We start from the raw sequence: 11,859 nt of genomic DNA, 5'->3' as shown, positions 1-11,859 counted from the left end.
TTAACTCCGATTGAATATCGAAATCAAGCCTTAGTCAGCTAGAACAAATATTTGTCTAATTTTTACGTCTCAGTACACATTATTTCGCTGTCTTTTTGTTTATTTTGCTAATTTCAAACTAATTGTAAAATGAATTTCTTCGTTATGATAATTTACTTTCAATTTACCCTTAAAAGCATGAACCAAATCTTGAGCCATGGATAAGCCAATTCCAAAACCAGACTTTTTATTATTATGGGATTCGTCTTCTCGATAAAAGCGATCAAAGAAATTCTTATAATTTTTATTTTTGCCTTTGCTATATGTATTACTAATAGTTAGATGGGCATAAGTATTTAGTTTGTTTTTACGAAGATCAACACTAATTATGCCATCAGGGTCGCAATATTTTTGGGCATTATCCAGAAAGATGTTAATTAGCTCTTTTAAGGTCTTTTCTTCAGCTAATACGGAGATATTGGGCTGAATACTTTCTTTAAGAGTAAGTTTTTTCTGTTTAACTAGGGAAGCAAAGTCTTTACAATTTTGTTGGGTAACTTCAGATAAGTTGACTTTTTCTAAAGCAAGCTCACCCGTTTCGCTCATGCGGGCTAGAGAAATCAAATTATTCACTAAATTAGTTAGCCGTTCAATTTGTTCTTTAGTACTTTTCGTCCATTCAGATTCATTGCCTATCATTTCTTGCATTTCAGTATTAGCAGAAATAATTGCCAAGGGAGTTTTTAGCTCGTGACCAGCATTAGTAATAAATTGTTGTTGCTTTTTATAAGCGATAACAATTGGATTAATAGCTTTGCCTGATGTAATAATCAAAATTGAAGCAAAAACCAACAAGGCGATAATTCCAAGGAATACCGCTAGTCTCAATAAATTCCATGAGCGAGTAAAAATTAGAGAGGTATTCAAAAAAATAATTGATTTTTGTCCTTGGTCATTAAAAAAGATTTGATAAGCATAGTTACTGTGATCTAAGCGAATCATTCCTTTTTTAAAACGAGAATTAGCTATGCGCCCAGCTTTAGAATAAATATCTTGCTTTGAAAGTTTAAAATCTTCGGGCTGCTTGGTAATGATTATCTTATTATTAGGAGCAACACTTACTGTAAAATAACGGTATTGAAAAATAGATTCAGGATTTTTTTGATTAAAGATAAAATCTTTATCCTTATAGATATCTTGAGAATTATTCAAAGTTAAATTTCCATTATTTTGCACCAGAGTATTTAAGACGCGATCAACTTCTTGATGATCTTGGTAAAAATTGACCGCAACCAAGCTACCGATCGTTACAAAAATAACAATAAATAAAGAGGCAATTGATAGGGAAATAAATTTCCAGCGAAATTTTTGAATCATTTAATCACCTTATTTCGTTAACCTAAAACTACCACCTTTTTCTCCAAGAATTTTTACCTCACTTTGAATGGAAGCGAGCTTTTGTTTTAAATAAGAGACATAAAGCCAAACTAACTCACTATTTGCCTCGGGATCATTTTTCCAAATATGAGTTATCAATTCTTGCGCAGAAAGGTCTTTATCTGAATTCAATAAAAAGTATTGTAATAATTCAGTTTCTTTATTAGCTAGTCGAATAGAATTGTGAGCAACTAACTCTTGATCAGAAACGTTTAGTTTCAAATCCCCATATTGTAAGTTTTCTGTAGAATAATTTTCTGAACGTCTTTCAAGAGAATGAAGACGAGCAATCAATTCTTTTAAGGAAAAAGGTTTAGTCAAATAATCATCTGCCCCAGATTCAAGACCTGTAACTTTATCATCAACTTCACTTTTTGCGGTTAACATCATGACATAAGTTTTATTGCCTTGTTCACGAATTTTTTTTAAAGCAGTAATTCCATCCATCACTGGCATCATGATATCAAAAATCATTGCATCATAGGCATTTTTAGAGGCAGCATTAACTGCCTCTTGGCCGTTAAATACACTGTCAACATCATATTTAGCACTTTGTAAAGCAACAGTGATAACGTGATTTAATTGAGGCTCATCTTCGGCTAGTAAAATCTTCAATCTTAATTTTCCTCTCTAATTAATTGTCGAATAGTTTGCATACTTACATCACAGGATGCTAGTTCATCAGCCACGCGTTTTAATTCTTTGCTGATCATTTTAGGATTTTTTATATCGTGTTTGTATTTCATTTTGTGTTCCAAACTCGCCCAAGTATCCATGGCAATTGTGCGTAACTGGATTTCAATATAAAAATGTCCCGGAAAATTGCCATCGATATCTTGACTATCAATAGTTTTAGAAATAATCATATGATATGATCGATAACCATTAGGTTTAGCATTGGTTATATAATCTTTTTTGGTGATTATATCAATATCAGACATATTTTCGATTAAATCGATACAAGTATAAATATCATCAATAAAGTTACATACAATTCTGACTCCGATACTGTCACGATTTTGGCGCAAGGCAGAGTAGGGTGTAACTGGTAGGTTTTTTCTTTGACATTTTTCAATCATGCTCTTTTGCGTTTTAATGCGACCATTTAAGTGTTCAAAGAGACTTTCATGATGGGTAGTTTGGTATTTTTTGTTTAAATCAAGTAAACGCTTGGTAAATTCATCTAAAATTTGATGTAACGTTGGTTCATATTCCCCATATATGTTCAAAACTATCACCTTTAATCTTTTTGTTAAATATTATATAGAAAAATCCTGACTGCGATGACCAAAATATTAATCTTAGTACTATTTTATGGTTATTTAGAAAAAACTGATTTACTTTTTAGCCATAGAACGTGAAATAAATAAGCGCTTGAAAAAGAAGCTAACCATGTTAGGATCCACGTTAATAATAAGCATAAAACGGGATATGAAGAAATTAAAGCTTTGGTGCGGATAATATTCCAAATTATTTCTAACCAAAACACATTAGACAAATAAGCGCGGTAAGCATAGCTAGCAAGAAAATGAAATGAGGTGAGACTTTTTATTTTTTTGTTTTTTAGCTGATATAAATAAAAAGCACTAACTAAACAAATCACTGCCAAACAATAAAACGTCATCGATGGTTTATAATATGGAGCATTATTAAAATTAATTGGATGACCATATCGTTCTAATTCACTTGTTGTCCAAATCAAACAAATAATTAAAAAGATCATTATCAACCAGAAGTATTTCAAAACAAATTTGTTATAGAAGTTACGCATATTCCATGCTAATACTCCATAAATTGCATAGATTAAAAAGGATATAAATATTCTGTCAGATAGATACCAATCATTTTGATGAGGACCATGAAAGATAAAATAATCGTAGAATGCTAGCCAAGCAAAATAGACGATAAAAGTTAAAATTGCACTAATAACAGCATGTTGAGCATTGTGCCCAATATAAATGCTCAACTTATAAAACAAAGGCATCAAAATAATGAATTGCAGCATCATCGTGTTATACCAAAGGTGAGGAGCTGCATTACCATTAATAAATTGCCAGCAAAAAGTGCTTAAGTTATGATAATGAGATTTTTGCTGCAGATAGGGCATAAAAAGTAAATAAATGCTTGTCCAAAGAATCGTTGGAATAAACAAGTTTCTCCAATTAGTTTTGAGATAGTGAGGATAGGAGAAAGAATTCTGGGTCCGATGAATTCTAATAGTTGTATATAAGATCCCAAAAATAAAGGCCGGAGCTGTGTATTTAACTAAATTGTATAAGACAGCGAAAATGTCTTGTGTTTGTTGTGTTTGTGCATGCGCCATGATTTTGGACATTATCGGCTGAGAAATAACAGCACTACAGGCAAAAACTTTCAGATAGTCGCCAATATCTGTTTTTTGGTTTACTTTCATTACTACATTCTTTCTATGATTTATTCATAATTATTATAACGATGATCAAGAGAAAACAAAAAGCACCCTAATTTACTAATTTTGGGTGGTAAAATTAGAAATCATAACTATCAAGGAGAATTTTTAATATGCAAGAAAATACCCAAAATATGCTCGCTGGCTTGCCATATCGTCCAGATACTGATGAATTAGGAAAACTGTCAAGTCAAGCTCATCGCTTGTGTCGCGACTACAATTTAACTTGTGATGATGATAAGTTAGAGCGCAAGATGATCGTAGATAAGCTTTTTCCTGACCATGGCAAAAGCGTATATTTGCAAGGGCCGATTCAAATCGATTATGGCTGCTTTACTCATCTAGGTGACAATTTTTATGCTAATTTTAACTTTACAGTGCTTGATACCTGTCCAGTTAAGATTGGTAAAAATGTTATGTGCGGTCCAAACGTTACCTTAGCTACCCCACTTCATCCATTAACATATGCTCAAAGAAATATTCGTAAACAAGCTGATGGTAAGATGGCTGATGTTGAATACGGTGCACCTATCACGATCGGTGATAATTGCTGGCTAGCAACTAATGTCACAATTTGTGCAGGCGTGACGATCGGTGCAGGTTGCGTAATTGGTGCAGGTGCTGTAGTAACTAAGGATATGCCAGAAAATTCTTTAGTACTAGGAGTTCCAGCTAAAGCAGTTAGAAAAATCACAGATGCTGATAGATTAGAGAGCTTTCCTTATTAAGATCCGTATGGAAAAAATATTTTGATGATGATAGAATAAAAAGCATCAAAATAGGGATCGAGAAGGTAAATGAAAAGATATAAAAACGCAATCTATGTCGGATTACCAATCTTTCTGATTTTTGCTATTTCAATTATGATGCATCTAACATGGATTAATTCATTTGATAGTTTCTTTCAGAACTTGGTAAGAAGTATTCCCAACCTTAAAGGTTTAATGCTGAAGATTACTGTGTTAGCAGCTCCAAAAGTTGATTTGGTTTGGATGTTGCTGATTGCAGTTGTTCTTTGGTTAAAAAAAATGCGCCCACTGGCCACAAGTATTGTTGTAACACTTGTTTCAGCAGATGCAATTGGCTGGATTATTAAACATATTATTCAAAGAGCACGTCCTGCTGGTCATTTAGCAATTGACGATGGGTTTAGTTTTCCAAGTGGTCATACATTAGGTATGGGAATTATCGTTATCTGGTTAATGTTAGTCCTAATTCCAAAATTAGTTAAGAATCGTACCTACCGAATTTGGTTAGATGTAGTCTTAATTGTTTGGTTAATTGTAGTGATGTATTCAAGAGTTTATGTCCTAGCTCACTATCCATCTGATGTGTGTGCATCAGTAACTCTTGCGTTGACGTGGGTTGGAATAGTTGAGATTTGCTTAAAAGAATTAGCATACAAACTTTGGAAAGTGGATATTTTGTAAGAAAAGAGAAGTTCGTACGAACTTCTCTTTTTCTTTAATTTTGGTTGGCAGCATTGACTGCTTCAATAACTGCATTTCTAAAACCATTTTTTTCTAAACTAGTAACCCCTTTAATCGTGGTGCCGCCAGGAGAACAAACCTCATCACGCAATAAGCTGGGTGCTTGTTTACTTTCATAAGCTAGACTGGCTGCTCCTTTAACCATACTGGAAGCAATATTATTAGCTAGTTTACGTGGTAAACCATTTAATACACCGCTGTCACCTAATGCATCTAAAAAGACATCTACAAAAGCAGGGCCACATCCAGCAATAGTGCCGACAATACTTAATTGATCTTCCTTTACTGCAATTACATCACCAAGTTGTTTTAAAAATGATGTAATTCTTTCATGATCTTGTGAGCTAATATTTTCAGGTAAATATAAACCAATTGTTCCTTGATTTACTGCTACAGGAGTATTAGGGATAATGCGTGCAAGTAATTGATTTGGAAGTTGCGTCTTTAAGTCATTATAAGTTACTCCAGCAGCTGCAGAAATGATAATCGTTTTTTCATTTGTATTACGCAATTGGCTTGCTACTTGGAGAGTGACTTTTGCTGGTGTAGTTAGAATAATTATTTCTGGGTTTTCAGCGATTAGATCATTAATTGCATTGAATAATTTGAAATCTAATTCTTTAGCTAGACGACTAACTCTAGGGTTTACCGGGTTTTGAGCAATTATTTCATTGTCAGCTTTTTTAAAGCCCTCAATCATTGCTTTACCCATGTGTCCGACACCAATTACAGCTATTTTTGTCATAATAAACCTTTCTAAATCAAAACATTTATTTATATTTTATCAAAATTGAATTCAGTTCGTGGCTATATAATACTCACTGTACTCGTTACGATATTGCGTAGGAGTTTTATTTTTCCATGCTTTAAAATTACGATTTAGGATACGACTGTTTGAAAAACCACAGTCTGTGGCAACCCATTCAATTGGCTTGTCAGTGCTTAATAGTAATTCACGTGCATGCATCAAGCGAATGAAGTTGAGGTAAGCTCCGATAGACATCCCATTACTTTGCTTGAGTTGTTTATTTAAGGTCACTTATGAAGTTTTGAAATGTTGACTAATTGAAAAAGCAGTTAGGTTTTCTGAAAAATGTTGATTAATGTAAGAAATCAAGTCATCAACTAAGGGTGAATTAAGTGAAGCAGTAAGTGGCCTGGTCTGAGTGAAATTTTGATCAAGAATTACTATTAACTGATAGAAATAACTCAAAATCATGAAACGATTTTGGTCGGTCATTTTTTTATTTATTCTTTTTTGAATTCGAACTAATTTATCTTCCAATTGGTAATAAGCTTGCGAATTCTTTACACTTTTTCTTCCTAGCAAAGATAAATTCCAGTTGCTACTCGAAGGAAAATTACTGGTTAAAAAATCATCATCGATAATTAATCCCATGTATGACCAATCTTGCTTTTTCCCTGAAGATGAATGAACCTTGTTGCGATTAACGCACCAAATATCACCGCTATTAAAGTGGAAGGTATGTCCTTCTATGGCAAACTTCAAGTCTTGTCCTTTAACTAAATAATTTATTTCGATTCCCTGATGCCAATGTTGCGCATACTTGATTTGGTTTGATTGATAAAAGTAAAAGGGCAAGCGAGGGTTATTTTGGACTTCTTCATGAATAATCGACAAATGTTTTCACCTTTAAAAAATAGTTATAGTCAGTTTATAAATTGATACCTAGTGTTAATTTGTAAGCGATATATTAATTATAGTTAAACGAAAGGGATAAGTTAAGATGATAAAATTAGTTGCATTAGATACTGACGGTACTTTACTTAATTCTCAAAATAAAATTTTAGACTCAACCAAGGAGGTTATAAAAAAAGCACTTGCACAAGGCGTAAAGATTGTTTTGTGTTCAGGGCGGCCTTTTGCTGGTCTTGAACCATATATGAGAAAACTGGGCATTACAGCAAAAGATCAATATGTTGTTACCTTAAATGGTGCAATTACTCGTAATGCAGAAGGCAAGTTGTTAACTCAAGATTTGGTGACTAATGATCAATATCGCCGGTTAACAAAATTTGCTAAAGAAGAAAAAGTCCCTTTTAATATAGTCGATCCTGATTCTCGAATTATCACATGTGATCGAGATGTAGATTATTTTGAACTACTACACGCCTGGGAAAATACCGCCGGAATGCTCATTAGACAGCCTGATGATTTTCCGAAGAGTTTTGAAGTTTCTAAGGGATGTTTTGTAGGTGAGGCCGACTTATTGGATAAAGTTGAGCCTAAATTACACCAAAAATTTGGTGGTGAACTTTATATTGTTAGAGCTGACGATCATTTTCTTGAAGTGTTAAATCCTAAAGTAAACAAAGGAAATGGCTTAGTCGAATTGGGTCAAAAGATTGGAATCTCTCCTGATGAAATGATGGCTGTCGGCGATGAGAGAAATGATATTTCGATGTTTAAGGTAGCTAGCGTTAGTGTTGTAATGGGTAACGGATCTGATCAAGCAAAAAGATATGCAGATTATGTGACAGGTTCTAATGATGAAGATGGCATCAAGCAGGCTTTTGAGAAGTATGTACTAAAATAAAAATTTTTAATAATGATTATAAATGTGTGTAAGTTTCATAGCATCCCCCTACTATGAAACTTTTTTGTATTAAAAACGTTTTGGATAGCTACTTTTATTTCAGTAACAAAGTAATGTATGATTACAACAAGTACTAAAGATAAAAATAGAAAAGAGAATACGATGTCAGTTCTGGAAATAAAAGATTTACATGTTGAAGTTAAAGATGACGAAAAAAAGAAAATGAAAGAGATTCTCAAAGGCGTTAATATGACTCTAAAGACCGGAGAAATTCATGCTGTTATGGGACCAAACGGTACAGGGAAATCTACGTTGTCTGAAACTATCATGGGAAATCCTTACTATCATGTAACTCAAGGGGATATTTTATTAAATGGCGAAAGCATCTTGGATATGGAAGTTGACGAGCGTGCTCGTAAAGGTTTGTTTTTAGCTATGCAATATCCTGCTGAAGTTCCAGGGGTGACCAATGCTGAGTTTTTGCGTACTGCAATTAATGTACGTCGTCCAAAAGATGACCCAATGCCAATTAGTGAATTTTTGAATGAATTGGATAAAAATTTAGACTTGCTTGATATGGATGAAGCTATGACGGAGCGCTATTTGAATGAAGGGTTTTCCGGAGGAGAAAAAAAGCGTAACGAAATTTTGCAATTACTGATGATTAAGCCGCAATTTGCTATTTTGGATGAAATTGACTCGGGACTTGATATTGATGCATTAAAAGTTGTTTCTCGAGGTGTAAATGCAATGCGCAGCGAAAATTTTGCCTCATTAATTATTACTCACTATCAAAGACTGCTGAATTATATTGTTCCTGATGTAGTCCATGTAATGATGGGCGGACGTGTTGTTAAAGATGGAGGTCCTGAACTTGCACAGCGTTTAGAAAATGAAGGATACTCGGGCTTACGTGATGAATTAGGGCTTGATATTAAGCTAGTTGATGAAGATTAAGGAATTGTCAGATGGATAAAAAGACAGATTTTTCAAAAAATAAATTGCTTCATGAACCACGATGGCTTACTCAAAAAAGGTTAGCTGCCAAAAAGTTGATTCCTAAATTAGGGATGCCGAAGATGGAACATTTTAAAGAAAATGATATCGTATTTGCCGACAGTGAAAGTCCTGTTTTTATTCAAAAAATAGAAAATAATACTGATAATAAAGCAAATTTCATTCAAATCGGTACACAGACTGTACAAGCAAAATTATCTCAAGCTATGACTGATAAAGGCGTGAAATTACTTGATATTTTTGATGCTTTTGAGCAAATCCCCGATATAATGCAGAAGTATTTTATGACTGAAATAATTCGTGCTGATGAAAATAAGCTAAATGCAATTCATTTGGCTAATTTAAATAGTGGACTGGTTTTATATATTCCAAAAAATGTAGCTTTAGATGAGCCAATCGAAGTTAAATTAATTCAAGATAGTAGACAAAAATTAGACTGGTATTGCCATATCTTAATTATTGCTGAGGAAAATAGCCGAGGACACTTTTTGCAGCATCTCAGTACGATTGGTGATCAAAAGAATATAGCTAATCTAATGGTGGAAGTAATTGCCAAACCTGGTAGTCATCTTGAATTTTCATCAGTTGAAGAATTAGGCAGTAACACCACTCTTTATTTTGAACGAAAAGCAAAAATTGAAACAGATGCACATATTCAGTGGGCAATCGGTTTAATGAATTCTTGTGATACAGTTGGACAAATTGATTCTGAATTGATTGGAGAAGGAAGTTATGCTAATTCACAACTGGTTTCAGTCACAGGAGGCCAGCAAAAAGTCTTTCTAAATAATCGCGTCACTAATCACGGTCCCCATTCAACTGGTTTAATTAATCAACGTGGCGTTTTACTTGACCAATCAAAGCTTATTTTCAACGGGATTGGCCAGATAGTTCATGGCGCTCATGGCTCAAAAGCCGATCAGAAAAATCGAGTCTTAATGATGTCTCCAGATGCACGTGGCGATGCTAATCCGCTATTATTAATTGATGAAAATGATGTTATTGCTGCTCACGCTGCAAGTGTTGGTCCGGTTGATCCAGTTCAAATGAATTATTTGATGAGTCGGGGGATTCCTTATAAACAGGCGCAAAGATTAGTAATTAGAGGATTTTTAGGAGCAGTGTTAGACGCCATCCCTGATAAAGATGTTCGTAAGAAAATGATTGCTATTTTGGAAAGAAAATTGATTAATGGACAAAGATATCGCAAAAATTAGGACTGAATTTCCAATTTTGAAGACAAAAGTAAATGACGAAGTTTTAATTTACTTTGATAATGCTGCTAGTAGTCAAATGCCATTGTCGGTTTCTAGAAAGATTTTTGATTTTGATCAAAATTATCGTGCTAATGTTCATCGCGGACTTCATACATTAGGAATGCAAGCAACAAACCGTTATGAAAAAGCACGCCATCATGTTAGAAATTTTATCAATGCCCAAAAAGACTGCGAAGTTATCTTTACTAGCGGTTGTACAGATAGTTTGAATTTGGTAGCTAATAGTTATGGCGAAGTAAATATTCATGCTGGCGATGAGATTGTTGTTTCAATAATGGAACATCACAGTAATTTGCTTTGCTGGCAGCAACTAGCTCAGCGCAAGCATGCCAAGCTAAGGTTTATTGAATTAGATCAAGATCAAAAATTGGATTTGGCTGATGCTAAGAAAAAGATCTCACCGAAGACTAAAATTGTGGCAATCACGCATGTCAGTAATGTTTTAGGTGGCATTAATCCACTCAAAGAATTAGCTAAGCTTGCTCATCAAAATAACGCCATCATCGTAGCAGATGGAGCGCAAGCGGTCGGTCATTTTGAAGTTGATGTACAAGATCTTGATGTGGATTTTTATGCGTTTTCGGGTCACAAGATGTTTGGTCCCAATGGAATTGGTGTTTTGTATGGAAAACGAAGTTTATTAGAAAAAATGCCGCCTTATCGATTAGGTGGAGAAATGATCGAAAATGTTACACGCACGCAAGCCAGCTGGGCTGACCTTCCTCAAAAATTTGAAGCTGGTACACCAAATATTTCAGGAGCGATTGGACTTGATGCAGCAATAGATTTTATTGAAGATATCGGTTTAAAAAAGATGCACACTCATGATATTGAGATGCGTAGATATCTGCTGGATCAGTTGAAAAAAATTGCTGACCTTAAAATCTATGGTCCAAAAAATGATACAGGAGCTATTAGTTTAGTGTCGTTTAATTTATCTGGTATCCATCCCCATGATGTCGCAAGTGCACTCGATCTTGAAGGAATTGAAGTTAGAGCTGGTCATCATTGCGCTCAACCATTAATGCAAGAGTTGGGTGTTGAAAGTACGTTAAGAGCTAGTTTAGCTATTTATAATACAACTCAAGAAATTGATAAATTTATTCAAGCCTTAACTCAAATAAAGGAGTTCTTTGAAAATGGGATTAGATAGACTGAAATTCTTATATCGTGAAGTGATTTTAGAAAATGCTAATAATCCAAAAAATTATGGCGTTCTTATAAATCATAGTCATCAAACAACTGTCTATAATCCGAATTGCGGGGATAAGTTGAATTTGTTTCTTAACTTAGATAAAGATAATCACATCTCAAAAATAAAATTTAATGGAGAAGGTTGCACTATTAGTAAGGCATCTGCGTCACTGATGACACAAACTGTTAAAGGAAAATCAAAAGATGAAGCAATCGAAATTGCAAAAATATTTTCCCAAATGGCAATTAAACAACCACTTTCAAGAAAGCAACTTGAAAAGCTAGGAGATTCTCAAATAATGACAAACGTAATGCAATTTCCGGCTAGAATAAAATGTGCAACCTTAGCATGGTGGGCATTAGAGCGGATTTTATTAGGCGAAGATGGAGAAAAAGAAACCGACCGAAGGTATTGTTAACGAATAATAGCGTTTATGGCATATAAGTTATTATGGGCCGACGACGAGATAGAACTCCTG

General features: G+C 34.1%; 14 protein-coding genes. 7 read left to right on the top strand and 7 right to left on the bottom strand.

Annotated features, from left to right (window positions below; all coding sequences use genetic code 11):
- Nucleotides 1-99: 99 nt before the first annotated feature.
- From Q0Y70_RS08045 to Q0Y70_RS08030, 4 genes are all read right to left on the bottom strand, one after another.
- On the bottom strand, nucleotides 100-1,356 hold the full coding sequence (locus Q0Y70_RS08045; protein ID WP_297819504.1) for a HAMP domain-containing sensor histidine kinase: 1,257 nt from the start codon (nucleotides 1,354-1,356) through the stop codon (nucleotides 100-102).
- A 9-nt stretch (nucleotides 1,357-1,365) separates the two neighbouring features.
- Nucleotides 1,366-2,031 (bottom strand): response regulator transcription factor, encoded by a 666-nt coding sequence (locus tag Q0Y70_RS08040; RefSeq protein WP_297819501.1) that lies wholly within the window; start codon nucleotides 2,029-2,031, stop codon nucleotides 1,366-1,368.
- Nucleotides 2,032-2,033: 2 nt separating this feature from the next.
- On the bottom strand, nucleotides 2,034-2,645 hold the full coding sequence (locus Q0Y70_RS08035; protein WP_297819498.1) for a GTP pyrophosphokinase family protein: 612 nt from the start codon (nucleotides 2,643-2,645) through the stop codon (nucleotides 2,034-2,036).
- Nucleotides 2,646-2,734: 89 nt separating this feature from the next.
- Nucleotides 2,735-3,829 (bottom strand): acyltransferase, encoded by a 1,095-nt coding sequence (locus Q0Y70_RS08030; RefSeq protein WP_297819495.1) that lies wholly within the window; start codon nucleotides 3,827-3,829, stop codon nucleotides 2,735-2,737.
- Nucleotides 3,830-3,957: 128 nt separating this feature from the next.
- On the opposite strand from Q0Y70_RS08030, the gene Q0Y70_RS08025 reads away from it, so the two are divergent.
- Both Q0Y70_RS08025 and Q0Y70_RS08020 read left to right on the top strand, forming a co-directional pair.
- Nucleotides 3,958-4,572 carry a sugar O-acetyltransferase gene (locus Q0Y70_RS08025; protein ID WP_297819492.1) on the top strand — a complete coding sequence of 205 codons (615 nt, stop codon included), beginning with the start codon at nucleotides 3,958-3,960 and terminating at the stop codon, nucleotides 4,570-4,572.
- A gap of 69 nt (nucleotides 4,573-4,641) precedes the next feature.
- Nucleotides 4,642-5,274, top strand: a complete 633-nt coding sequence (locus Q0Y70_RS08020; protein ID WP_297819489.1) for a phosphatase PAP2 family protein — start codon at nucleotides 4,642-4,644, stop codon at nucleotides 5,272-5,274.
- A 34-nt stretch (nucleotides 5,275-5,308) separates the two neighbouring features.
- Here the strand turns inward: Q0Y70_RS08020 and proC are convergent, their stop codons facing one another.
- The 3 genes from proC to Q0Y70_RS08005 are packed head-to-tail and all read right to left on the bottom strand — an operon-like array spanning nucleotide 5,309 to nucleotide 6,976.
- Nucleotides 5,309-6,079 carry a pyrroline-5-carboxylate reductase gene (proC, locus tag Q0Y70_RS08015; RefSeq protein ID WP_297819487.1) on the bottom strand — a complete coding sequence of 257 codons (771 nt, stop codon included), beginning with the start codon at nucleotides 6,077-6,079 and terminating at the stop codon, nucleotides 5,309-5,311.
- A 51-nt stretch (nucleotides 6,080-6,130) separates the two neighbouring features.
- On the bottom strand, nucleotides 6,131-6,373 hold the full coding sequence (locus tag Q0Y70_RS08010) for an AraC family transcriptional regulator (protein ID WP_297819484.1): 243 nt from the start codon (nucleotides 6,371-6,373) through the stop codon (nucleotides 6,131-6,133).
- The gene (locus Q0Y70_RS08005) at nucleotides 6,374-6,976 is read right to left on the bottom strand and encodes an AraC family ligand binding domain-containing protein (protein WP_297819481.1); all 603 of its coding nucleotides are present in this window, start codon (nucleotides 6,974-6,976) and stop codon (nucleotides 6,374-6,376) included.
- Between the two features lie 106 nt (nucleotides 6,977-7,082).
- Between Q0Y70_RS08005 and Q0Y70_RS08000 the strand changes: the two genes are divergently transcribed.
- From Q0Y70_RS08000 to sufU, 5 genes are all read left to right on the top strand, one after another.
- On the top strand, nucleotides 7,083-7,892 hold the full coding sequence (locus tag Q0Y70_RS08000) for a Cof-type HAD-IIB family hydrolase (RefSeq protein ID WP_297819477.1): 810 nt from the start codon (nucleotides 7,083-7,085) through the stop codon (nucleotides 7,890-7,892).
- A 162-nt stretch (nucleotides 7,893-8,054) separates the two neighbouring features.
- On the top strand, nucleotides 8,055-8,849 hold the full coding sequence (sufC, locus tag Q0Y70_RS07995) for a Fe-S cluster assembly ATPase SufC (protein ID WP_297819507.1): 795 nt from the start codon (nucleotides 8,055-8,057) through the stop codon (nucleotides 8,847-8,849).
- Nucleotides 8,850-8,860: 11 nt separating this feature from the next.
- Nucleotides 8,861-10,126, top strand: coding sequence for a Fe-S cluster assembly protein SufD (gene sufD, locus Q0Y70_RS07990; RefSeq protein ID WP_297819474.1), 1,266 nt, complete (start codon nucleotides 8,861-8,863; stop codon nucleotides 10,124-10,126).
- Nucleotides 10,101-11,339 (top strand): aminotransferase class V-fold PLP-dependent enzyme, encoded by a 1,239-nt coding sequence (locus Q0Y70_RS07985; RefSeq protein ID WP_297819471.1) that lies wholly within the window; start codon nucleotides 10,101-10,103, stop codon nucleotides 11,337-11,339. The genes sufD and Q0Y70_RS07985 overlap by 26 nt, the downstream gene beginning before the upstream one ends.
- A complete protein-coding gene (sufU, locus tag Q0Y70_RS07980) occupies nucleotides 11,326-11,799 on the top strand; it encodes a Fe-S cluster assembly sulfur transfer protein SufU (RefSeq protein WP_297819468.1) in 474 nt (157 codons plus the stop codon). The genes Q0Y70_RS07985 and sufU overlap by 14 nt, the downstream gene beginning before the upstream one ends.
- Nucleotides 11,800-11,859 lie beyond the last annotated feature (60 nt).

The sequence above is a fragment of the uncultured Lactobacillus sp. genome (assembly GCF_947367085.1).
GTDB lineage: Bacteria > Bacillota > Bacilli > Lactobacillales > Lactobacillaceae > Lactobacillus.
The sequence above is the reverse complement of the archived record's forward strand: the minus strand, read 5'-3'. Positions and strand labels throughout refer to the sequence as shown.